The following is a 22,249-nucleotide window of genomic DNA, read 5'->3' as shown; positions in this document are numbered from 1 at the left end:
TGCCATCCCTGGCTCTCGGCTCATCATCCGGCCGAGGTGGGAACCCCGCCGGCCGGCGCACGGGGGACGCGCTGGCCCAGAAGACGGGGCTCCCACAGGGCCCACCGTAGGGTCGTCGCTCCCGCGCGCCGCTGTCCCTATCTTGTGGGGCAGAACAGGCGTAGCGTCGGCCTCGAGGGGAGGCTCCGCAAGCCGCCGGCACCGTCGCCGCTGGTCGCCGGATGAGGTCGCCGCTCCCTGGGGAGGCGCGTCGACCTCCTGCCTCCCGCCGTCGCGGGCGCAAGCTGCGTCAGCCGCGCACGACCTCCGCGAGTCGCTCCGCAACGCGGTACGCCGCCGTCTCCGATGACGCCTCGACCATGCTCCGCAATCCCCGCGCTGCTGTCGTCGCCGACGGCGGGGCCGCGCATCACATCCAACTGCGCCTGCGCCTGTCGCAACGGGGGCTCATCGGCGTCGTGCTGCTCGCGGCCGCCCTGACGTTGCTGGCGCGTGCCGTGCCGTGGGGACGTGCCGGCGCGATCTTCACCAGGGTCGCACGGATCGGATTCGTGGTAGTCCTGACACACGGCGCGATCCTGTGGGCGCCGTTCCTCATCGACGGCTTCGACAAGTGGGCGGCGCTGGTATCGGGCTCATCGGGTCGACGGCGAGCGGGGTCGCGGTCGCGCGGTCGCCGGTGGCGCCGTGGGCGAACGGGGCGTCGCGATGAATCAACTGGTGAGTCGTCCGTCCATCACAGATGCCCGGGAAAAGACTCACTCGGCGAACTGAGCCAAGTACTCTTCTCGCTCCAACATCTCACTGTGCAATTTCTTGCCGGCGCCTTCGAACCCTGCGCATGACGAATCTGTGTTCGCGGGGAGGTCCAGGAGGTATCGAATCTCCTGCGCGCTAGCCGCCGCGTCCGAGGTCGGCCACTCAAGCTGCATAGCTTCGTCGAACGAACGCGCGGAAGCCCAGGCGTCAAGAATCACCGCATCCGCGAGCTCCGATGCCCTCAGCACCTTTAGATGTTCCGAGATCCCCTCAGGCCACACGTAGTACGAGTCGTCGATGAGCTCAACAGTCCTGCGACCCACGAGTTGCGCGTCCGCTGCAGCGTCGTTGACAGGTGCCACATCTGTGGCGTCGCCCGCCCAGTAAGCGTCTTCTTGGTCAGCGAAGGCGTCGCCGACACGATGAACGGCTGCGTTCCGATCGCACATGATTGCGAGGTATCGCCGGGCGGCCTCCTCAGCTGAAAGCTCAACCGGCCCAGGATCGATGGTCGGCGTCGGGCTAGGTGAGCTGGCGGCCGATGACGGGATGGCGCCAGAGGAGAGCGAGCCGGCTCCATTCGTACCAACGGCGGTGCATCCGGTCAGCACGAGTAAAGCGGCGGCGAACATGACCGCACAGCGATGTCTCATAGGCACAACCTAGCGGCACTGAGGCCGGGCCATTTCCCGCCGTCGCCGGCGCACGCCGGGTCAGCCCCGCACGATCTCCGCCAGTCGCTCCGCAACGCGGTACGCCGCCGTCTCCGACGACGCCTCGACCATGACGCGCACGAGCGGCTCGGTCCCCGACGGACGCAGCAGCACCCGACCGGATTCTCCAAGTTCGGCTTCAGCCGCAGCGACAGCCTCGACCACATCCGGGTCCGTCGCCCGCGACCGCTCGACGCCCTTCACGTTGACGAGCGTCTGCGGGAACACCGTCATCACCTTCGCGAGCTCCGACAGTGGCTTGCGCGTCCGCGCGATCTCCGCCGCCAAGTGCAGACCGGTCAGCAAGCCGTCGCCGGTGGTGGCGTACTCGCTCATGATGACGTGGCCGCTCTGCTCGCCACCGAGCGAGAACTTCCCCTGGTTCATCCGCTCGAGCACGTAGCGGTCGCCGACGGCAGTCGTCTCAAGATGGATGCCGTGCTCGGCCATCGCGCGGTGGAGGCCGAGGTTGCTCATCACCGTCGCGACGAGCGTGTCGTCGTGCAGCAGCCCGCGCTGCTTCATCGAGACGGCGAGGATCGCCATGATCTGATCGCCGTCGATGATGCGGCCATCGGCGTCGACGGCGAGGCAGCGGTCCGCGTCACCGTCGTGGGCGATGCCGAGGTCGGCTCCGGTGCGGACGACCTCAGCGGCGAGGTGGTCGAGGTGGGTCGACCCGACACCGTCGTTGATGTTGAGGCCGTCGGGGTCGGCGCCGATGACGGTGACCTTGGCCCCGGCGTCCCGGAAGGTCTCCGGCGAGACGCCCGAGGCGGCGCCGTTGGCGCAGTCGAGCACCACGTGCAGGCCGCGCAGGCTCGTGCGCAGCGATGCGAGCAGGTGGACGACGTAGCGGTCCTCGGCGTCGGAGAAGCGGCTGATGCGGCCGACCGCTCCCCCGGTGGGCAGCAGCTTGGGCCCGGTCATGGCCTCTTCGATGCGCTGCTCGACGACGTCGGGCAGCTTGACGCCGCCGCGCGCGAAGATCTTGATGCCGTTGTCGGGCGCCGGGTTGTGGGACGCCGAGATCATCACGCCGAAGTCGGCGTCGATGTCGCCGACGAGGAACGCAGCTGCCGGGGTCGGCAAGACGCCGGCGTCGAGCACGTCCACGCCGGATGAGGCGAGGCCGGCCGCGACGGCGGCCGAGATGAAGTGCCCCGACACGCGCGGATCACGCGCGACGACGGCGGTCAGCCGCCTGCCCGAGGCTTTGCGAGCGTCCGCGATACGACCCTGGCCCAGGACGACCGCGGTCGCCTGGGCCAGGGTGAGCGCGAGATCGGCGGTGAGGGGGCCGTTCGCGAGGCCCCGCACACCGTCCGTCCCGAACAGTGCCATCGAAGGATTAACGCTTCGAGTACTGAGGAGCCTTACGCGCCTTCTTGAGACCGGCCTTCTTGCGCTCCTTGACGCGAGCGTCACGGGAGAGGAAGCCGGCCTTCTTCAGGGTCGGGCGGTTGTTCTCTTCGTCGATCTGGTTCAGCGACCGCGCGATGCCGAGGCGCAGGGCGCCGGCCTGGCCCGAGGGGCCACCACCCGAGATGCGGGCGATCACGTCGTAGCCACCGGCGAGGCCGAGGACCGTGAACGGGTCGTTGATCAGCTGCTGGTGCAGCTTGTTGGGGAAGTAGTCCTCGATCGTGCGGCCGTTCACCGTGATGGTGCCCGAGCCGGGGACCAGACGCACGCGGGCGATGGCCTGCTTGCGGCGGCCGACGGCGGCACCGGGGACTGAGAGCACGGGACGTGCCGGGGCGGCCTCAGCGGCAGCCGGCGTCTCGGTCGAGTAGTTCTCGGGAGTCTGGTCGAGGGAGTCAGCGATCTTCGCCATTAGATGATCCTTGTTCTTCTCGGCGGCGCTTACTGGGCGACCTGGTCGAAGGTGTACGTGGTGGGCTGCTGGGCCGCGTGCGGGTGCTCGGCACCGCGGTAGACCTTCAGCTTCGACAGCTGCTGGCGACCCAGGCTGTTCTTGGGGAGCATGCCGCGGACGGCCTTCTCGACGGCGCGGACCGGGTTCTTCTCGAGGAGCTCGGAGTAGGTGACCGACTTGAGGCCGCCCGGGTAACCCGAGTGGCGGTAGGCCTTCTTCTGCTCGAGCTTCTGGCCGGTCAGGGCCACCTTGTCGGCGTTGATGATGATCACGAAGTCGCCGGTGTCGACGTGGTTCGCGAAGGTGGGCTTGTGCTTGCCGCGGAGCATGGTCGCGGCGTGCGAGGCGAGGCGGCCGAGGACGACGTCGGTTGCGTCGATGACCACCCACTCGCGGGTGATCTCACCAGCCTTGGGCGTGAATGTGCGCGTCACTGTAGTGCTGCTTTCATTGATTCGAACGGAGAGGTTCGTGAATCCCACTCCGGGGTGGTTCGCTCGGGATGCCGGTCGAACACGCCAGTGGAGGGCTCACGTTCGCGGTGCCAGGCCAGCAGGGCGCAGGCATCAGCTAGCAGTGTACCCTCTAGACGGGTACGAACTCAATCGATGACGCCCGCTGGGGCCCTTTCTCCGACCGGAGGGGGAAGCAGTTGCCTCCAACTCGAAGCGCACCTCTCATTGATGCCCGTTGCGCTCAGGCGAGCGGACACCGCCTGCCCCGAAGTCGCCCTGCTGACGAGCATGTCAACATCGTCAGGCATGTCATGTCCCAACAACCACCGCATGCTCGGTGATTCCAGCATCAGGACGGGCAGTCCGAACGTCGCCCCAAGGATGGCGGAACCCGAAGTGGTCACCTCGGAATACGGCGCCAGAATCGCCCCCGAGCGCTCAAGGTCGGCCGCAAGTCGGCGTTCGGAGATATGGGTGGTCTCACCAACGACCACATCCGCATCGGCAATTGCTCTCAAGAACTGCGCTTCCTGCGGGCTACAGCGCCCCACACGAATCGCAAGAGACTTACCCACAGTTCGTAGCTCCCGCGCCAGGCGCGGAAGGTGCTGGACACCCTTATCTCGCCTGGCGGTGCCAAAAAAGATGTAGTCCCACCGAGGGGCTGCGGAACGTCCCGCGCTCCCATAAACGGAAGCGAAGGTGGAGTAGGCCGGATGCCCAACTTCGCCCATCGAAAGCTCGCGCTCTGCTCCGTGTCGAACGACACTCGCCCTAGGAGAAAGTGTGAGCTTCTGGAAGGACTGATCGTGGGCGGAGTTGTCTCTCCCCGACCGCGGATTGTGTTCCACGATGAATAGACGAGAACAAAGCGAGCTGAGGGCACGTGCCAGAAGGACGTGCGCGGGGGTGGGAGCCCAAGCGACGATGAGCGTCGCGTTCCGCGTCCGCGACATCCGCGCAGCAACGCTGACCAGACCACGGATCGGGACTTTCGACCCGAACACAACGCATGACCTCGCTGACCTCGGACGCAATTCGGATGCGCGGTGTCCGAGGTGCGTGACCGCGAAACCGTCGTCGCTCAGAACGTCCGCGAGTTCAAGCCCGTAGGAATTGAACGAATTGGGGTCGAACACGAACACCTCAGGCTGGGATCGCTTCACTCGTCAACACCTCCACCCTCGATCGCGCCTCTCGCAGCCTCGATAGCGCCAAGAAGCTCATCGCCATAAACATCCCATGACCTTCTTGCGGCAGTTCGCGCCGCGTTGGACGACAGTTTCAGCCTGAGGGGCGCGTCGCGGAGCAGGGCAAGAGCGTCAGCGAGCGCTGAGGAGTCGCGGGGTGGGACGATCAGGCCGTCCATCCCATGGGTGATCACATCAGGTCCTCCGCTGTGGGGAGTCGTGATGACCGGTGTACCTACACTCATGGCCTCCGAGATGACCAGACCGAACCCGTCGGCCAGGGTAGGCAAGACAAGCACATCGGCGCTTGCCATGCGCCGACGCAGCTCCGCTTGAGGCAAAGCTCCGAGAACCCGCACACCGCGGGTTGCGCTGAGCAGCGGCAACAGATCTGAAGGGACGCGGCCGGCTATCCACAATTCGTCTCCAGGCGAGGCGACTGCACGGAATGCTTCAAGCAGGTAGCTGGCTCCCTTGCGCTGATTGAACTGGCCTGCAAACAGCACTCGCAACTTACCCCGGGCATCCGAGCGAACCGGCAACTCAGCATCAGGAACGCCGCAGCCGAGAGGAACTCCTACAACGGGCTTTGTCCATCCGCGGCCCTCGAAGGACCTAGCCGCGAAAGTGCTGGGCGTCACAATCAGATCGGCCATGTCGATCTCTCTTTCCAGGAGCCTCACGCGGTGCTCACTGTCCCGCCGGCCCTGCAAGTGCTGGGCCCAGCCCGGATTTGCGCGGGCCTCCTCCTCGAAATAATTCCTGACCCAGCGAGGATCAGGCAGGGGATAGAGCAACACCTTGAAAGTATCGGAAGTTGACGACTCGAAAGCAGCTAGCGCGGACGTCGACTGCGCAATGATCAAGTCCGCGCTGTTAACGGACAAGTACCGCGCCACCCCGCGGTGGAATATGGAATTGCGGCGCGTCAACATCCGCCCAGCCGCACCCGCATTGAGGCGCAGCAGAATCTGGAAAACGAACTCCATGCGCAGGCCGCTTGTGAGAACGTGCGATCCGGCTATCGCGCTCGGCAGGGCGCGCTGGCGTAGGACCTCGCCTGGTCGCGTCTGCGTCGCGGACTCCGCAAGGCGGCCGAGGGTGCTGTCCTGGGCCCACATCGACGCGGTTGCTAATCGGTCCAACTCACCCCTCACCGCCAGGGCTGCTGCTGCCGCTATGGGCTCTGGGTGAGTGCCAGCATTCGCTACAAAAGTCCGAATCAAGACATTACCTTCTGACTCCTGTTGTCGGCTGCGTACAGGCTCGACAAACGGCGACGCTCGACAATTGAGTACGCAACTAGTGGGCCAACTGTGAAGAGAGCACGCGCTAGCGCGTATGCCAGGCTTCCCCTTACCAGGGAGATGAATGTAGGGACCAGGGCACAATAGATCAGGATCGTCGCGGGTGATTGCGCGCGGCGAACCCAGTCACGCGATCCAGCGGCAATAGCGCCGGCGACGAGGAATCCGATGATCACACCGAAGTAGGATGAATCGTAGAACAGCTCGCCCACAAATGAGTAAGCCAACCCTGCGCTATTCGCGTCCGTCCCGACGATGATCGCATTCAACAGACTGTCGGCGGGCTGGGGCTTTCCTGACCAGAACGCGCTAGGTATAGGCGCAGCAAGAGTCGATGTAAGAACGGACAGCGGACTGTGGGGGATGGCCGACGGAACCAGTTGGAGTTCTACCGCGAGCGCGTCCAGCATCTCAGTGTCGTCACCGGTGGCAAATTCGAGTAGTTGCTCCTGCGGGTTGGAAACAAATCTCGCGACAGCCGAAAAGATGTCGAGCTCGACATTGGCCCCAAGATCACGCATAGCGATCACGAGCGTCAAAATTGGCAGAGTGCCAGCGACCAGCAATCCCGTCGCGAGACGCTTCCTTTGTAGCATGAAGTAAGCAAGGAAGGTGGGAACAAGGGTTAACAGGAGGACGAGGCGCTGGCCTCCTGGAAGAAAGAGAATCAACTGAACCGCGCCGAGCACGACAGCCCCGAGGGGGAACTTCCGCCTAATCAGTGCCGCGTACAAAAATAGGAGAGTGGCCGGACCGATCATCTGCGGTGCGTAATACAGGTAGGCCGTTGACGAGGTCTCCTCACCTCTTCGCGCCCCCCCGAGAATTGCGGCGATTGGATTTGTTCCCACCGAGATCGCGAATGCACTATAGGCAACGAGAGAAACGAGCAAAGTCAACCAGGCCAGCCTCGACGCGAGTCGAGAGCGCAAGAGATCGACGGCCTCGCTCCCGGAGTGCAAGAGAGGCAGCGCGGAGATGCCTGCCCCTCCCCTCGTGGATGCACGATGGATCCAGTATCCGAGGTTGAACGAGATGGTAGCGAGGAGAGCCAGAGCCGCTGCCTGAGGATAGGTGGGGACAAGAAAGAACCGGAAGTGGTATGCCTGCTCGAGGACTCCAGTTTCGATCATCGCGATCGGATGCAGACCGAACATAACCGCGAAAGCGATGTTCATCCAGACCAAGGGATCGCTCTTGTCAACGGGAGACCGCAAGCCGAGGATCGCGATCGACAGCGCACATACTGCGATTACGCCATACGCCGCGGTGAGCGACGGGTCCGATGATACGGACAAGCCCACAAGGAGGTACGCGACAAGCACCGCAACGTAGGCGGCAATAGCGGTGGGTCTGGGACCAGGTATCCGCAAGCGGCGACGCTCAGCGAGCTTCGTCATCGAGATCCTCCTCGCCTGCGGTTGCGCGCTGACTGGCCTTCCGAAGCATCAGCGGAAATTGACCAACGAGAATACCGAAGACGCTTGCGAAGATTGGTCCGGCAGGCCCGGCGACTGCGACGCAGTAGGGCAATGACACTGCTTTGAGGATCACGGCGAGCGCGAATGGAATGGGCTGATAGCGGAAGCCCTTCTTGTCGGTCAAGACCATCGCTGCGGGCAAGGCGGCACCCTGCAGTAGAAGCAACAGCGCGAAGCCGACATAGACGCTTAGCGGCACGATATCGGCGTTAGACCCAGCCACGAGCGATACGGCGATGGGTCCACCAACGAAGAGTGCACAGCCGGCCATGCCGCCGATTGCAGCGAAAAGACCCACATCTCTCAATAGCCGGCGCCTAGTGAACGTGCCGTCCGAGATTTCCTGCCTGTAGACCGGCCAGAGGTTCATCGCGAGCGGATTCAACAGAGCCCACCCCGCGAGGTAAATCGGCGCGACTAGAGCGTAAGCCGCCAGCGCTTCCGGAGACGCCAGGAAGCTAAGGGAAAGTCTGTCTGCTTGCATCAGAAGCGCCACAAGAATCGCGACCAGCATCCCACCCGCGCCGATCTGGAGCGCATCTGAAAAGTCACCCCTTCGAGGGGTGGTCCTCAACGCAAGCTTCACCGTCGCAGGATCTATTCGTGCCACTGCGACCCATGTCAGCAGGCTAACCACTACCAGGGAGATTGAAGCTGGCACTGCCATCAAGCCAGGATCGGTTCCTGCCCCGACGAACAAGACTACGAGCACAAGCGAAAGTGGTGGCCCTACGACCGACAGGGCGATCATGAGTGCGTTACGTCGCCACCCCTGAAGGATTCGACCCGCGAGCGCTATAACCACATTGACGCCTACTAGGCACAGTGCGATTGTGGCGCCGATACCAACAGTCGAGACGTCCGCGACGGCTGGGCCTAAGAGGCTTGGCCAAGCGCCCGACGCCAGTAGGAGCACGGCTGCCACCATGATGACAAGACCCGAAACCGCTAGCAGCCGGAGGACAGCGGAAAGTGAACGGCGCGCTTCTTGGATGGCCCGACCGTCTTTCAAGTCTGCCGCGGCATTCACCGCAACCGAGCCAAGCCCCAGGTCCGCAAACGGGATCAGGGCCGGTAATGACAGTAATACTGAGATCGCCGCGTACTGCGATACTCCATAGTTCTCAAGGAGGATCCGCGTGATAGCAAGGTTGCAAACAAACGAGGCGGCGGAAGCAAATAGTTTCCATCCGAAGACACCCGACAGCTGTCTAATCAAACCGCCGCGCCATTCAGCGTGTGGCGAATTCCCGCGACGAACTGGTCAACCATGTTCTCAAGAGAGGGGTGAGACCAGACACCGCCCATCCGAGGCATGCGGGTGACACGTGTCAGCATCTCGGCGAAGTCATGCTCGGAATCAGCACTCTTGAACAGGCTTATGCCCTCTTCGAGGTACTCGATCTCGGGAGCGTGAAACTCCCAGTTCGTGGTCACTACCGGAACGCCAGCTACAAGAGCGTCAACCGCCAGGAGCCCCACTCGGCCCGGGTTTGCGATTGCATCCGCAATCTTGAGAAGAATCGCCTTCTCCCGACCCGACACGGCACCGACTAGGGTAATCCGCTCACTTGGGATCGAGCTGAGGAGGTGTTTCTCCTCTCCCTCGCCCGCCACGATGAGATGAATGTCATCCGGAATGAAGGGCAGCGCCCGAACTAGGAGGTCGATGCGCTTGCTGGAATCTATCCCGCCTATAAAGAGCGCGATGTTCTTTGCCGTAATGCCCCTAATTCTTTTATAGTCAGAGCACTCATCCGCTGACACGGAGCGCAACGCGCCTTCCAAAGCTCGCGTGTCAATCGAGTTCTTCAGCGTGAAAACATTTTCCGCGCGGATCCCACTTTGAATAGCGCATCGAGCACCTGAATCCGTGTAGGCGAACACCGCACTTGCCCTCTTCATCATCCAACGTTCGATGCGCCGATCGACCGCATTGGCACGGGATGTATACGAACCAACATGCCCCCAGAGGGCGAAAGGCCGGCGTTTTGAAGCTGCGAGCAGTAGGGCATCTGGCGAGCTACCCATAAGGGGGGCTACGACGGCATCGGAATTCGCCCACCAGCGACTCGAATTGGACACCACGAATGATCTACCTAACAGCGATGCACGCCTTTGACGGACTGTTCGCAACCAGGGGGCGTCCACCGCATCTAGCCGCGCGGCCTGCGACCCCGCAGGCTCGCCAGCGATAACCTCCATCTCGACACCCACGTCGGCAAGCGATCCCCTGACCGCTTCGAAGAAGGGGAGCCGGTAGGTCGGCACGTATGGCTGAATGATCGTGAGTCGGCTCACGGCTCGAGCGCCATCTCATAGACACTGGCGAGTTTCTTGGCGACCTGACGGATACCTAACTCGGCTTCGAGGAGTGCCCGTCCTCCCCTCGTCAGCGATTCCGCTAGATCACGATCCGAACGAATGCGCACCACGGCAGCCGCCAGCTCTTCAGGCGTCCCATCCGTAAGGACGGCGGCACCGAACTCCTCGCAAAGCTCCGCTATTCCCAAGGATCGCGTACTCACAACAGGGATCCCGGCGGCGAAGGCTTCGAGTATGGTCATGGGGAAGACCTCGCCGACGGATGGCAGTACATAAACACTTGCGGACGCCATGATCCGACTCGCAGCGAGAGGACTAACGCCGTCGCGGATCTCAAATGAGTCTTGCGATCCGCTTTGCCTGATCGCGGCCGTTACGAGCTCTCGCTCCCCTTCGTCCGGTCCAACCATGAGGAAGCGCGCAGATTGGTCGCTGGCTCGGATGAGGGTGGCCATGCGCACGAAGGCATCGGGTCGCTTCCGAGCGTGGAATCGCGCCATAAAAAGCACCGGTCCGTCGGCAGTCCAGCACGCGTCGGCAGAAGGTCCCGCGTTGATTCCGTTTCGGATCCGCTCCACGCGCGCGCGGGGCTGAAGGTCGATGAGCGTCTCCTGCTCGGTTTCGGTCAGAGCGAAAGCGACGAACGCGCGTTTGAGGACCCGACGGATGATCGCAAAGTCAATAAGCGTCGCGAGGAACCGGGTCGGTCGGTCGACCATGCCGTGTGGCTGGACTACGAATTGCGTCGAGGACCGAAGAACGGCTAGAGACGCTGGGACCATCACTAAGTCTCGGGCCAAATGGATATGAACGACGTCGAAATCAAAAATCTTGCGGCGCAGGGCCCGATACATCGATGGCGATGCCATAAAGGCAAAACCCGTGGTCCCAACTAGCCGTCGCGCCGGGTACTCCAGCAACCGAGCATCTCCGACGCGACCCTCTTGAGGAGAGGCAATCGGCCCCCCCGCGAACACCGTGACTTCGTGGCCCATTTCAGCCAAAGCACGCGCTTGCGCGAAGGCAACCGTCGTGGGGCCGCCGAACGCACCGTCGGGCGAGTTATAGGTCACCACGTGGGCGATCTTCACGAAGCCTCCGCCTTGAAACGACTTCCAACGATCTTGCAGTCCGGTCCGGACACAATCACGTTGTCAGGAATGCGACCTTGTACCACGGTGAGCGGTCTAGCTAGGACCGATCTACCGACAATCGCGCCACCCAACACGACGCATCGCGAGGTGATCCACACCCCATCAGAGACGACGATCGACCTCGTCACCAAAGCCATATCAGCGCGATGTTGGTGGCTCCCCGTCGTCAGGAAGGTCTCTTGCGAGATGACGACATCGGCTCCCACTGCGATGCAGTCTTGATTGTGAAACCATACGCCCTCACCGATCCAGGAGCGATCGCCAACCGATAGCTTCCATGGGAATTTGACCCTCGTACGTGGGCGAAAAACGACACCTGCTCCGATGTCTGCCCCGAAAGCCCGCAGCACGCGAACCCGCAACCCCGAACTGATCTGCCACGGATTCGTGACGAACAGCAGCTCGCACACAGCCCAGAGGTAGACGACCCACGCCGGACGATCCCATGCTGCGCGCTCACCGGGAGCCTTCGAGAGATCGATCACCGGGATGTCAGACATCGTCCACCTTCCGAAACCAGACCGAAACCGTCGCGCGGCTAGGGTCGTGTGCATGTCGCGTCCCGCCCCCGCAGTCACTGTACTTGGAGTCAATTACCCTCCAGAACCGACCGGCATCTCCCCCTACACCGGTGCGATGTCGCGTGGCCTGACGAGGCTGGGATACCGGACGCACGTGGTCACGACGCATCCTCATTATCCGGAGTGGCGTGTATCGCCAGGTTACGGACAGTGGTCGCGCAAGGAACTTCTCGACGGCATCAGCGCCCACCGCGTCCGTCACTACGTGCCGCGCAAGCCGAGCGGCATCCGTCGCCTGCTGTCAGAGCTCAGCTTCGGCGCGCGCCTACTGTTCGCCCCGTTCAAAACCCCAGACGCGGTCGTCGCCGTTTCGCCGGCCCTCTTCTCGTCGGCAGCGGCTGCACTGCGCATGAAGCTGCTCCACCGCGGCACGCCGCTCGTCGTGTGGGTGCAGGACCTCTACTGGCTCGGACTGCGCGAGACCGGGCAGGACGGCGGGCTCAGCAGCCGCGTCATCCGCGCAACCGAGAAGTGGCTGCTCTCGGAAGCCGACGGCGTCGTGGTCATCCACGACCGCTTCGCCGACCGGGTCAGCGCCGACTTCGACATCCCTCGCGAGCGCATCCATGTCGTCCGCAACTGGACGCACCTCGCCCCCTCCGCACCGGTCGACCGCGCTGCGGCGCGAGCCGCGCTCGGCTGGGGCGACGAGATCGTCGTCCTCCACGCGGGAAACATGGGGATCAAGCAGGGCCTCGGCAACGTCGTCGACGCGGCCGAGCTCGCCGACGAACGTGGCGATCAAGTCCGCTTCGTGCTCATGGGCGGCGGCGGCGAGCGCGATCGGCTGAAGCAGCTGGGCGAAGGCGTCGCCTCGCTGCAGTTCATCGACCCGCTCCCCGATGCTGAGTTCTCTGCAGCGCTGGCCGCGGCGGACATCCTGCTCGTTAACGAATACCCGGGCGTCAGCGAGATGGCGGTTCCCAGCAAGCTCACGTCCTACTTCTCCAGCGGACGTCCGGTGCTCGCTGCCACCGATGTGAAGGGAATCACCGCCGACGAGATCCGCGCTGCGGGCGCCGGCGTCGTCGTACCGGCGGCGAACCCCCGGATGCTCCTCGATGCCGCGCTCGACCTCGGCCGCGACCACGATCGTGCGACCGCACTCGGCGCGAACGGCAAGCGCTACCGCGAGACGGTGCTCGACGAAACATTCGCGATCGAATCGTTCGCTACTCTTCTCGGAACGCTCATCGACGGAGACCGTGCGCGGCCTCCGCGGACCGTCGCGTCGGCGAGCTGAGAGCCTCGACAAGCCCAGGGGGAAAGCTCACGTGACCAAGCGCGCACTCATCACCGGCATCACCGGACAGGACGGCTCCTACCTCGCCGAACTGCTGCTCTCGAAGGGCTACGAGGTGCACGGTCTCATCCGTCGCGCGTCAACCTTCAACACGCACCGCATCGATCACCTGTACGTCGACCCGCACGACCCGTCCGCGAAGCTTTTCCTCCACTACGGCGACCTCAGCGACGGCGCCCGCATGGTCACGCTGATGAGCGAGATCAACCCCGACGAGGTCTACAACCTCGCCGCGCAGTCGCACGTGCGCGTCTCGTTCGACGAGCCCGAGCACACCGCCGACACCACCGGCACCGGCACCATCCGCCTGCTCGAGGCGGTGCGCCTCTCGGGCATCAAGACGCGGTTCTACCAGGCATCCACCTCGGAGCTCTTCGGCGCGACCCCGCCCCCGCAGGGCGAGGACACGCCCTTCTACCCGCGCTCCCCCTATGGCGTCGCGAAGCTGTACTCGTACTGGATCGTGAAGAACTACCGCGAGGCGTACGACATGTTCGCCGTCAACGGCATCCTCTTCAACCACGAGTCCCCTCGCCGCGGTGAGACCTTCGTGACCCGCAAGATCACCCGCGCCGTCGCCCGCATCAAGGCCGGCGTGCAGAAGGACATCTACCTCGGCAACCTCGACTCGATCCGCGACTGGGGCTACGCCGCGGAATACGTCGAGGGCATGTGGCGGATGCTGCAGGTCGACGAGCCTGAGGACTTCGTCCTCGGCACCGGTGTCGGCTACACGATCAAGGACTTCCTCGAGACATCCTTCGGGCACGTCGGACTCGACTGGCAGGAGTTCGTGAAGTTCGACGAGCGTTACCTGCGCCCCACCGAGGTCGACGCCCTCATCGGCGACCCGTCGAAGGCCGCCGACAAACTCGGCTGGGTCCCCACCATCGACGGGAAGGAACTGGCGAAGCTGATGGTTGACGCCGACGTGGAAGCACTCGAAAAGGGTCCGGCATGGATCGACACCGTCAACCTCGCGTCGTGGGGAACCAAGTGACCGCCGCCTCTGACGGCGTCACCTACACCCCCGGCGAACTCGACCGCGACGCGACGTTCTACGTCGCCGGCCACCGCGGCCTGGTCGGCTCGGCCATCGTCCGCAAGCTCGAAGCGGGAGGCTTCACGAACGTCGTCGGCAAGAGCTCCGCAGAGCTCGATCTGAAGGACCGTGACGATGTGTTCGCCTACATGGCGGAGACCAAGCCGAAGTACATCGTGCTCGCGGCGGCGAAGGTCGGCGGCATCCTCGCCAACAGCACCTACCCGGTCGACTTCCTCTCCGACAACATGCGCATCCAGACGAACGTCCTCGACGCCGCCCTGGCGAACGACGTCGAGCGGGTCGCGTTCCTGGGCTCGTCGTGCATCTACCCGAAGTTCGCCGAACAGCCCATCCGCGAGGACTCGCTGCTCACCGGGCACCTCGAGCCCACGAACGACGCCTACGCGATCGCGAAGATCGCCGGCATCCTGCACACCCAGGCGGTCCGCCGCCAGTACGGGCTGCCCTGGATCAGCGCGATGCCGACCAACCTGTACGGCCCGAACGACAACTTCTCTCCCAAGGGGTCGCACGTCCTCCCCGCCCTCATCCGCCGCTACGACGACGCCGCGAAGACCGGCGCCGACGCCGTGACGAACTGGGGCACGGGAACGCCTCGCCGCGAGTTCCTGCACTCCGACGACATGGCCGACGCGGTGCTGCACCTCATGGAGCACTACGACGGACCCGACCAGGTCAACGTCGGCACCGGAACCGACGTCACCATCCGCGAGATCGCGGAGACGATAGCCGGCGTGACCGGGTTCTCCGGCGAGACCGAATGGGACACCTCGAAGCCCGACGGCACGCCCCAGAAGCTGCTCGACGTCTCCAAGCTCGCCGAAGCCGGCTGGACCGCGAAGATCAGCCTGCAGGAAGGCCTCGAGCGCACCGTCGGCTGGTACCGCGACCACGTCGACACCATCCGCGAGTAAGCAGTGACCTACCGTCACGTCGTGCTCTTCCGCATCCATGACGACGTGGAAGAGCACGACGTGACGCGCGCGGTCGACGCCCTGCAATCGCTGGCCGACCTGCCCTGCGTTGACGACTGGCGCATCGCGCGGTCGCTCGACGAGCGGAAGGGCCGCATCCTGATCGAAGATGCGACGTTCGCCGATGAGGACGCGTTCGCGGCGTTCCGCACAGACCCGCGTCATCGTGACGTCGCCGCCCGGATGGCCGAGATCTCGGACTGGTGGATCGGCGACTACCGCGCCTGAAGCACTCGCTCGAGGAGATCGGCGGAACCCGGCCACATCGGCGAGGGCAGCGCGTCTACCGGGAAGAAGCGGAAGTCCAGCGCTTCGTTCCGCGGCGTCGGGGCACCGGCCAACCGCGTCAGGTACGTCAGCCCGACGGAGTGCTTGCGCGGGTCGTCGCCGTGAGCCGTGCCGTCGGTCGGCGCGATGTCAGCGGGGAACCATTGGTAGACGTAGTCCGGCTGATCACACGGGAGTTCGACAGACACGCCGAGAGTGTCGCGGGCGTGCCGATCGACCGCGGCGCGCAGCGACTCACCACGATGCACACGACCGCCGAGGTGACACCACACGTCGCCGAACGGCGAGTGCCGCAGGATCAAGCCCACCCGTTCACCGCCCTCGGGCGCGACCTCGAAGGGAAAGAAGTCGACACACAGGATCGGCACGGATCCCTCGATGAGCGCGTAGACATCGTCCGGCAGATACGTCACTCGACGATCTTGGCGCAGCCGTGCGGACTCCACCGCGTCACGTGCCCGACACACCCCTATGGCAGACTGAACCGCAATGTTCGGACGCCCCACCCGGGCGGAGGCACGAGAGGCACCATGGAGCTCAGCGACTACATCCGCGTCCTCCGCAAGAACTGGCTCATCATCGTCGTGCTCACGCTCGTCGGACTGGGAGCTGCAGCGGCCTACTCGCTGACCCGCACTCCTATATACGAGTCGTCGAGCAGCGTCGCCGTCTCGACGCAGACCGGCGGCACGGCTTCCGACATCCAGCAGGGTGCGAACTTCGCGCAGACCCGCATCAACACGTATGTCGGGCTGGTCACCACCCCCATCGTGCTCAACCCGGTCATCGCTGAGCTCGACCTCGGCGTCACCGCCGAGACGCTGGCCGAGAGCGTCAGCGCGTCCTCCGCGCTCAACACGACGATCGTCTCGATCACCGTGTCCGACCCCGACCCGGTCGCCGCCGCCGACCTCGCCAACCAGATCGCCGCGAGTCTGTCGACCGTCGTGCCGGAGATCGAGCCCGAGATCGGCGAGGGCGGCAGCCCCATCCGCATCACCCGCATCTCCGACGCGCAGCCCGCCCTCGCCCCCGCCAGCCCCAACGTGCCGCTCAACCTCGCGCTCGGCGCGCTCGTCGGCCTGGCACTCGGCATCGGTGTCGCCGTGCTCCGCACCGTCCTCGACAACAAGGTGCGCACCCCGCGCGAGGCCGAGCAGATCACCTCCGCACCCTCGCTCGGCGCCATCGCGTACGACGCGAAGGCCAAAGAGCGGCCGCTCATCGTCCACGCCGATCCGCTCAGCCCTCGCGCCGAGTCGTTCCGCGCCCTTCGCACCAACCTGCAGTTCCTCGACATGGGCGGGCGCGCCAGCTTCGTCATCACGAGTTCCGTCCCGAGCGAGGGCAAGTCGACCACGACGATCAACCTCGCCATCGCCCTCGCGGATGCCGGCAAGAAGGTGGCGCTCCTCGACACCGACCTGCGCAAGCCCAAGGTCGCCGAGTACCTCGGCATCGAGGGCGGCGTCGGCCTCACCGACGTGCTCATCGGGCGCGTCCGCGTCGGCGACGTCATGCTCCCCTGGGGTGGCCGCAGCCTCTTCGTCCTGCCCGCCGGCAAGATCCCGCCGAACCCGAGCGAACTGCTCGGCTCGAAGCAGATGTCGACCCTCCTCGACGTGCTCGAGCGCGACTTCGACGTCGTCCTCTGCGACGCGCCCCCGCTGCTGCCCGTCACCGACGCCGCGATCCTCGCGCGCGGCATGAGCGGCGCCATCCTCGTCGCCTCGGCCGGCAAGGTGACCCGCCACCAGCTCGAAGGCGCCGTCGAGGCGCTGCAGACGGTCGGCGCGAAGGTCGCCGGATTCGTCATGTCGATGGTGCCCACCCGCGGACCGGACTCGTACTACAACGGGTACGGATACGGCTACGGATACGGCGGCTACGGCTACATGCAGGAGCAGCCGAAGGCTGCCCGTGGACGCAAGCGCAAGACGCCCGTCGCCGTCGTCCCCGACACCGCGCCCGCGATCGGCGACCTCGGCTCGCGCCGCGAGGCGCGCGACGCCACCGACGCCCCCCGCTGACCCATGGCACGCCGGTCACCGGTACGCCGCGGACTGCCCTCAGCAGTCGTCGCCGTCCTCGTCGTCGCGCTGGCGGTCGGGGTCGCCGGCCTCGTCGCGCTCGCCCTCGACCGGGGGCGCGGCGATAACACGGTTCGCGAGGCCCGTCCCCTGCCAACCCTCACACCGGGCACGACACCCGACGCCGAGGCGTCCCCGACACCCGAAGCGACCGCCTCACCCATCGCCGCACCCGGCGCTGACGAGCGCTTTCTTGCCGCGGGTACCGACACCCTCTGGCGCGCGACCGCCGGCGCGTGCGGCGACACCGCACCCACCGTCGAGCGATCGGATGACGACGGCGAGAGCTGGGTCGACGTCACCCCCACCTACCGCGGCATCGCGCAGGTCCGCGACCTGCTGCCCTTCGCCGAGACCGAGGCCGACCTCGTCGCCGACGTCGACGCGGACTGCGAGACGCAGGCGCTGCGCACCTTCACGCAGGGCACCTTCTGGTCGCCCTACGAGGAGCTGCTGCCCGAGTCGACCTACCTCGACGGGGCGACCGCGGTGATCGACGGCGAGCCGGTCGACGCCCCCTGCGAGACGCCGTGGTCGCTCCGCGCCGGCGGCGACATCGCCGCGCTCATCTGCGACGGCACCGCCTGGGCGATCGAGAGCGGCGAGACGAGCGAGCTCGGCGACGGCGTCATCGCGCTCGACGTGCTGGACGGCGACGTCGTCGCGGCACTGGTGACCCCCGACTGCGACGGCGTGCAGCTCGCGGCGCTGGCACCCGAGCCGGCCGACCTCGAATGCGTGTCGGCCGAGGTATCCTCCCCTGCGGCCCTGGCCCTGTCCTCCGACGCCATCCGACTGTGGGCGGGAGACGAGCTGACCGTGACGGCGCGCTGACATGCGGCCGGCTCGTGCGCTGCGCGTCCTGACGGCACCGTTCGTCAGCGGTCAGTACTTCACCCGCTGGTCGCTGCTGCTCGCCTTCACGGTGGGCACGTTCCTGTCCGTCCCCAGCGTCGGCGACGCGTCGTTCGTCGGATACCTGCGCGGCGTCGCCGTCGCCGCTGCGGGCAGTCCCCCGCTCATCCTCCTCGGCCTGGGTGCCGCGTGGGCCGAGCGACGCGTCGCGTCGGCCGCAGTGCGCGCCGCTGTCGTCGTCGCGACGCTGGGTGCCGTGTCCGCCGGCCGACCGTTCCTGAACGATGCCGTGAGCACGACGCTGTTCGGCGTCTCGACCGGAGCCAACTGGCCGACCCGCATCGCCACGAATATCGTCACCTGCACGGTGCTCTTCACCGTCTGCGCCGTGGCCGTCACCTACCACCGCCGGCTGCGCGCCACGACCCTCCGCCTGCGGCTCGCCGGGGCCCGGATGCGAGCGGGCATCGCCGACGCCGCACGCTCGCGAGACGAGTCGGCGGCGACGCTTCGCGACGTCGCGGACGACTTGCGAGACACCCGCGACCGGATGCTCGCCGGCACGGTCGACTACGACTCGGTCAGCGCGTACTCCGCCCGGGTGCGCGACGCGAGCCACCGGGTCGACACCCTCGTCGCGACGCCTCATGCGCCGGCCGCCGACCTCGCCGTCGGCGGCAGCCAGCGCATCCCGGTCCTCGGCAGACTCGGCACCACCCCACCCCTCACCGTCGGACTCACCTACGTCGCCGCCACGCTTCCATTCGGTCTCGCCCACGGCGGCCCGTCGGTCGCCGTGGCAGCGGTGCTCGCCTGCGCCGCGCTCGACCTGGCCGCCGGTGCCCTGAACCGCGCTGCGCGCCCGGCGCCGCCGCGGCTCCGAGGGCTCGTCTTCCTCGCGACGTGGCTGGTCGCGGGCTTCGGCGTCCTGGCACTCACGTACGCGCTCGTGCCCGACGTCGGCGCCCTCGGCCTCGTGCCGCTCGTCGGCGTGCCGCTCATCGCCGTCGTCATCAGCCTGTCGGTCGACGCCTATCGGCGGGCGCGGGCCGAAGAAGCGCGCGCGACGGCTGTGCTCCGCGAATCGGCGCGCACGTTGGCGGCCGCCGTCGAGGCGGCGCGGGCGCCGATGCGCCGCGCCACCGACCTGCTGCACGGCCGCCTGCAGGGTCGCTGCGTCATCCTCGCCGCGCACGCGGACGAACACACCCCCGACGATGCGACGCTCGCCGGCTTCCGCGCGCAGACAGATGAGATCCTCGACGAGGTGCGGTCGGCGGCGACTGTCGCGACCACCGGTGAAAGCGTCGACGACCTCGTGGACGCGTGGTCCGTCGCCCTCGACGTCGACCTCGCGGTCTCGCCCGACGCCCGGGACGCGCTGGCCCTCCCCTCGCTCGGCGATGCCGCCGCAGCGCTCGTCAACGAAGGACTCGTCAACGCGGTCAAGCACTCCGGCGCACGGGCGGCCCGTATCGACATCGACCGCGTCGCTGCACGCCTCACCGTCCAGATCCGCAGCGCGGGCGAGCTCGCGACAGAGGCGCTGACATCAGGGCTCGGCACACGTGCGGCGCACACCACCATCCGACAGGACGGCGACGACGTCGTCCTCCGCGGCGTCTTCGACGTGCCCGCCTCGCTCGGGCAGGCGCGCTGAGATCAGACGGCGCCGAGAAGGGTCGCGACGCGCTCTCGCAGCTGCCGCGGCGTGAACGGCTTGACGACGTAGTCGTCGACGCCCGCGGCCTTCGCACGCGAGACGTCCTGCGGCGACGAGCGCGCCGTCACCATCATGATGCGCGTCTGCGAGAAGTGCGGATCCGACCGCAGCGTCGAGCAGACTTCGATGCCCGATTTGATGGGCATCATCCAGTCGAGGATGACCATGTCGGGATGCCGCTGGTACGCCGCCGCGAGGCCGGCACCGCCGTCGGGGGCGACGTCGACCTCGTGCCCGACACCCGAGAGGACGTGCTGCAGGAGCGACGCGACATCGGCGTCGTCTTCCACCACCAGGACATGCGCCATGGGCGGCCACCTCGGGATCACTAGCCGAACGAGACATCGGCGATGCGATGAGGATACACGTGGGCGCGCAGGACTGTACGGTGTACGCGTGACGACCCCCTCCGCGCCGCCGATCGAGCGCGTTCGGAGCGGCGGCCGGCGGCGGCCGTGGATCTTCTGGATCGCCGTTCCCCTGGGGATCTTCGCGCTCGGCATCGCGGGCCTCACGCTGCGCGCGCCGGACCTTCCGATCGCGATCTGGTGGCCGGCCGCAGGCCTGTCGGTGTGGTTCGCGCTGCGCTCGGCGCCGTCTCAGCGGGCCTGGGCGCTCGTCGCGATCTTCGCGGCGACCGCCGCGTCGAACGCCGTCGCCGGGCGCCCGTGGCCCCTGGCCCTCCTCTTCGGTCTCGCCAACACCCTCGAGGCCGCCGTCGTGATCGGTGCGCTCGGCCGCGCTCGCGATGGCTTCCGGCTCATGGACCTCACCCACGCGGTGCGCTTCGTCGTGGCATCCTTCGTCGGCGCCGCCGTGCTCGGGACGGTCGTCGGCACGTTGAGCGTCCTCTTCTTGGGCTCGACATTCTTCCCCGTCTCCGTCGTCGCCTTCGCCTCGCACAGCTCGGCGATCATGCTCATCGGAGGTCTGGCGATCCTCCCGCCGCGCAGCCCCCTCCCCGTCCGCCCCCTCGAGGTCGCGATCTTCTGCGTCACGGTGGGTCTCACCATCGCCGTGGCTTTCGGTCCCGTGGCGTACGCGCACCTCTCCTTCCTCGTCTTCGCCGTGCTCGCAGCGGGGTGCCTGCGGTTCCCGTTCCGGGTGTCGGTGGCGCTCTCGCTCGTCGTGTGCGTCGCCATCCTCCTGCTGACGATCACGGCCGGCGGCACGTTCTCCTTCGGCGACCTCGACCGCACCGCGTCCGCCGTCACCCTCGTGGTGTTCATGAGCTCGGTCGCGGTGTTCACCCTGCTCGTCGCCGCCGCACGGTACGACGCACGCCGGACCGCGCTCCTGGCCGTGCGGGCGGCAGAGGACGTCGCCGTCGCCGAGCGGGCACGCGCCGCAGCACTCGCCCAACAGCTCGACCTCGAGCGCCAGCGCGAGGACTTCGCCACCGTCGCCGGCCACGAGTTCCGGACACCCCTCACAAACATCGTCGGGTACACCGACCTGCTGCAGGATTCGCCACTCGACGACGAGCAGCGCAGCTGGGCCGACGCGATCAGCCGAGGTGCCGGTCGCCTCACCGGACTGCTCGACGACCTCGCGATCGAGCGCGCCGGCGGCGAGCGCGGAGTCGTGCCGCTCGACGCGGTGATCGCCGACGCCCGCGCCGCCCACACACCCGAAGCGACGGCCCGCCGCACGGAGATACGCGTCGTGCCGACCGAGGAGCGTGCGCTCGCAGACGACGCCGACGTGCGACGCGCGCTGTGGAGCCTCGTCTCGAACGCCGTCACGTTCGCCGAAGCCGGCGTCGTCACGATTTCGGCGGCTCGGTCGGGCGACCACGTGGAGATCTCGGTGATCGACGACGGACCGGGGATGTCACCCGAGACGCTCGCGAACGCCTTCGAACGCTTCTACCGCGGCCGCGAGGCCGAGGGACGCAGCGCCGGCGGCCTCGGTCTGGGCCTCGCAAGCGCCCGGGATCTCGCCCGTCGCAACGGTGGCGACGTGACGATCGACTCCCGGCCGGGTCACGGCGTCACGGCAGTGCTCAGCCTGCCCGCCGCCCCCGCCGACGTGAGTGTCTCGTGATGACCTCCGCGACACACGGGTGTCACATCCTCCTGCTAGCCTCCCCGGCGGGGGGAAGGG

At 66.4% G+C, this 22,249-nt stretch carries 20 protein-coding genes; 8 read left to right on the top strand and 12 right to left on the bottom strand.

From position 1 onward, the window contains the following. Window positions 1-758: 758 nt before the first annotated feature. The 10 genes from KZX17_RS06875 to KZX17_RS06830 all read right to left on the bottom strand — a co-directional run bounded on the left by KZX17_RS06875 (window position 759) and on the right by KZX17_RS06830 (window position 11,763). Window positions 759-1,391, bottom strand: a complete 633-nt coding sequence (locus tag KZX17_RS06875) for a hypothetical protein (protein ID WP_248169963.1) — start codon at window positions 1,389-1,391, stop codon at window positions 759-761. An 81-nt stretch (window positions 1,392-1,472) separates the two neighbouring features. Next, a complete protein-coding gene (gene glmM / locus KZX17_RS06870; RefSeq protein WP_248169964.1) occupies window positions 1,473-2,816 on the bottom strand; it encodes a phosphoglucosamine mutase in 1,344 nt (447 codons plus the stop codon). Between the two features lie 7 nt (window positions 2,817-2,823). Then, window positions 2,824-3,309, bottom strand: a complete 486-nt coding sequence (rpsI, locus tag KZX17_RS06865; protein ID WP_018187295.1) for a 30S ribosomal protein S9 — start codon at window positions 3,307-3,309, stop codon at window positions 2,824-2,826. A gap of 29 nt (window positions 3,310-3,338) precedes the next feature. Beyond that, window positions 3,339-3,785 (bottom strand): 50S ribosomal protein L13, encoded by a 447-nt coding sequence (gene rplM / locus KZX17_RS06860; RefSeq protein WP_248169965.1) that lies wholly within the window; start codon window positions 3,783-3,785, stop codon window positions 3,339-3,341. Between the two features lie 1,183 nt (window positions 3,786-4,968). Then, window positions 4,969-5,985: a glycosyltransferase family 4 protein gene (locus tag KZX17_RS06855; RefSeq protein ID WP_248169966.1), complete on the bottom strand. Its 1,017-nt coding sequence runs from the start codon at window positions 5,983-5,985 to the stop codon at window positions 4,969-4,971. A 233-nt stretch (window positions 5,986-6,218) separates the two neighbouring features. Continuing rightward, window positions 6,219-7,703, bottom strand: coding sequence for an O-antigen polysaccharide polymerase Wzy (gene wzy / locus KZX17_RS06850; protein ID WP_248169967.1), 1,485 nt, complete (start codon window positions 7,701-7,703; stop codon window positions 6,219-6,221). Next, window positions 7,687-9,003 (bottom strand): oligosaccharide flippase family protein, encoded by a 1,317-nt coding sequence (locus tag KZX17_RS06845; RefSeq protein WP_248169968.1) that lies wholly within the window; start codon window positions 9,001-9,003, stop codon window positions 7,687-7,689. The genes wzy and KZX17_RS06845 overlap by 17 nt, the downstream gene beginning before the upstream one ends. Further along, window positions 9,000-10,085, bottom strand: a complete 1,086-nt coding sequence (locus KZX17_RS15185; protein WP_248169969.1) for a glycosyltransferase family 4 protein — start codon at window positions 10,083-10,085, stop codon at window positions 9,000-9,002. The genes KZX17_RS06845 and KZX17_RS15185 overlap by 4 nt, the downstream gene beginning before the upstream one ends. After that, complete coding sequence (locus KZX17_RS06835) at window positions 10,082-11,200, bottom strand: glycosyltransferase (RefSeq protein ID WP_248169970.1); 1,119 nt, start codon at window positions 11,198-11,200, stop codon at window positions 10,082-10,084. Before KZX17_RS06835 ends, KZX17_RS15185 begins: the two co-directional genes overlap by 4 nt. After that, the gene (locus KZX17_RS06830) at window positions 11,197-11,763 is read right to left on the bottom strand and encodes an acetyltransferase (protein WP_248169971.1); all 567 of its coding nucleotides are present in this window, start codon (window positions 11,761-11,763) and stop codon (window positions 11,197-11,199) included. Before KZX17_RS06830 ends, KZX17_RS06835 begins: the two co-directional genes overlap by 4 nt. Before the next feature lie 52 nt (window positions 11,764-11,815). Here KZX17_RS06830 and KZX17_RS06825 point away from each other — a divergent pair, with 52 nt between their 5' ends. From KZX17_RS06825 to KZX17_RS06810, 4 genes are read left to right on the top strand one after another with little or no spacing between them, the layout of a single operon-like run. Continuing rightward, window positions 11,816-13,087 carry a glycosyltransferase family 4 protein gene (locus KZX17_RS06825; RefSeq protein WP_282443341.1) on the top strand — a complete coding sequence of 424 codons (1,272 nt, stop codon included), beginning with the start codon at window positions 11,816-11,818 and terminating at the stop codon, window positions 13,085-13,087. Window positions 13,088-13,118: 31 nt separating this feature from the next. Continuing rightward, a complete protein-coding gene (gene gmd, locus KZX17_RS06820) occupies window positions 13,119-14,147 on the top strand; it encodes a GDP-mannose 4,6-dehydratase (protein WP_248169973.1) in 1,029 nt (342 codons plus the stop codon). Beyond that, the gene (locus tag KZX17_RS06815; protein WP_248169974.1) at window positions 14,105-15,127 is read left to right on the top strand and encodes a GDP-L-fucose synthase; all 1,023 of its coding nucleotides are present in this window, start codon (window positions 14,105-14,107) and stop codon (window positions 15,125-15,127) included. Before gmd ends, KZX17_RS06815 begins: the two co-directional genes overlap by 43 nt. A 21-nt stretch (window positions 15,128-15,148) precedes the next feature. After that, window positions 15,149-15,415, top strand: a complete 267-nt coding sequence (locus KZX17_RS06810; RefSeq protein WP_248169975.1) for a Dabb family protein — start codon at window positions 15,149-15,151, stop codon at window positions 15,413-15,415. On the opposite strand, the gene KZX17_RS06805 is transcribed toward KZX17_RS06810, so the two are convergent. After that, complete coding sequence (locus KZX17_RS06805; protein ID WP_248169976.1) at window positions 15,403-15,921, bottom strand: DUF4916 domain-containing protein; 519 nt, start codon at window positions 15,919-15,921, stop codon at window positions 15,403-15,405. The genes KZX17_RS06810 and KZX17_RS06805 overlap by 13 nt on opposite strands. Before the next feature lie 84 nt (window positions 15,922-16,005). Between KZX17_RS06805 and KZX17_RS06800 the strand changes: the two genes are divergently transcribed. Genes KZX17_RS06800 through KZX17_RS06790 form a run of 3 tightly spaced genes read left to right on the top strand, consistent with a single transcriptional unit; the run spans window position 16,006 to window position 20,080 of the window. Then, on the top strand, window positions 16,006-17,505 hold the full coding sequence (locus tag KZX17_RS06800) for a polysaccharide biosynthesis tyrosine autokinase (protein ID WP_248169977.1): 1,500 nt from the start codon (window positions 16,006-16,008) through the stop codon (window positions 17,503-17,505). 3 nt (window positions 17,506-17,508) lie between these two features. Beyond that, window positions 17,509-18,399, top strand: a complete 891-nt coding sequence (locus tag KZX17_RS06795; protein WP_248169978.1) for a hypothetical protein — start codon at window positions 17,509-17,511, stop codon at window positions 18,397-18,399. 1 nt (window position 18,400) lies between these two features. Beyond that, entirely contained in the window at window positions 18,401-20,080 is a 1,680-nt protein-coding gene (locus KZX17_RS06790) for a hypothetical protein (RefSeq protein ID WP_248169979.1), read from the top strand. A 2-nt stretch (window positions 20,081-20,082) separates the two neighbouring features. On the opposite strand, the gene KZX17_RS06785 is transcribed toward KZX17_RS06790, so the two are convergent. Next, entirely contained in the window at window positions 20,083-20,451 is a 369-nt protein-coding gene (locus KZX17_RS06785) for a response regulator transcription factor (RefSeq protein ID WP_248169980.1), read from the bottom strand. An 88-nt stretch (window positions 20,452-20,539) separates the two neighbouring features. Here KZX17_RS06785 and KZX17_RS06780 point away from each other — a divergent pair, with 88 nt between their 5' ends. Then, window positions 20,540-22,189: an ATP-binding protein gene (locus KZX17_RS06780; RefSeq protein ID WP_248169981.1), complete on the top strand. Its 1,650-nt coding sequence runs from the start codon at window positions 20,540-20,542 to the stop codon at window positions 22,187-22,189. The last annotated feature ends 60 nt before the right edge of the window (window positions 22,190-22,249 follow it).

The organism is Microbacterium sp. EYE_78 (genome assembly GCF_023149035.1).
In the GTDB taxonomy this organism is placed as follows: domain Bacteria; phylum Actinomycetota; class Actinomycetes; order Actinomycetales; family Microbacteriaceae; genus Microbacterium.
Note: the sequence above shows the minus strand (reverse complement) of the source record. Positions and strands in the feature narration are given on the sequence as shown.

What these genes read in the sequence shown, in the direction of transcription:
- KZX17_RS06875 (WP_248169963.1), bottom strand. Translation starts at nt 1,391, where the DNA reads ATGTTCGCCGCCGCTTTACTCGTGCTGACCGGATGCACCGCCGTTGGT.
- glmM (WP_248169964.1), bottom strand. Translation starts at nt 2,816, where the DNA reads ATGGCACTGTTCGGGACGGACGGTGTGCGGGGCCTCGCGAACGGCCCC.
- rpsI (WP_018187295.1), bottom strand. Translation starts at nt 3,309, where the DNA reads ATGGCGAAGATCGCTGACTCCCTCGACCAGACTCCCGAGAACTACTCG.
- KZX17_RS06855 (WP_248169966.1), bottom strand. Translation starts at nt 5,985, where the DNA reads ATGGAGTTCGTTTTCCAGATTCTGCTGCGCCTCAATGCGGGTGCGGCT.
- wzy (WP_248169967.1), bottom strand. Translation starts at nt 7,703, where the DNA reads ATGACGAAGCTCGCTGAGCGTCGCCGCTTGCGGATACCTGGTCCCAGA.
- KZX17_RS06830 (WP_248169971.1), bottom strand. Translation starts at nt 11,763, where the DNA reads ATGTCTGACATCCCGGTGATCGATCTCTCGAAGGCTCCCGGTGAGCGC.
- KZX17_RS06825 (WP_282443341.1), top strand. Translation starts at nt 11,816, where the DNA reads ATGTCGCGTCCCGCCCCCGCAGTCACTGTACTTGGAGTCAATTACCCT.
- KZX17_RS06815 (WP_248169974.1), top strand. Translation starts at nt 14,105, where the DNA reads ATGGATCGACACCGTCAACCTCGCGTCGTGGGGAACCAAGTGACCGCC.
- KZX17_RS06800 (WP_248169977.1), top strand. Translation starts at nt 16,006, where the DNA reads ATGGAGCTCAGCGACTACATCCGCGTCCTCCGCAAGAACTGGCTCATC.
- KZX17_RS06795 (WP_248169978.1), top strand. Translation starts at nt 17,509, where the DNA reads ATGGCACGCCGGTCACCGGTACGCCGCGGACTGCCCTCAGCAGTCGTC.
- KZX17_RS06790 (WP_248169979.1), top strand. Translation starts at nt 18,401, where the DNA reads ATGCGGCCGGCTCGTGCGCTGCGCGTCCTGACGGCACCGTTCGTCAGC.
- KZX17_RS06785 (WP_248169980.1), bottom strand. Translation starts at nt 20,451, where the DNA reads ATGGCGCATGTCCTGGTGGTGGAAGACGACGCCGATGTCGCGTCGCTC.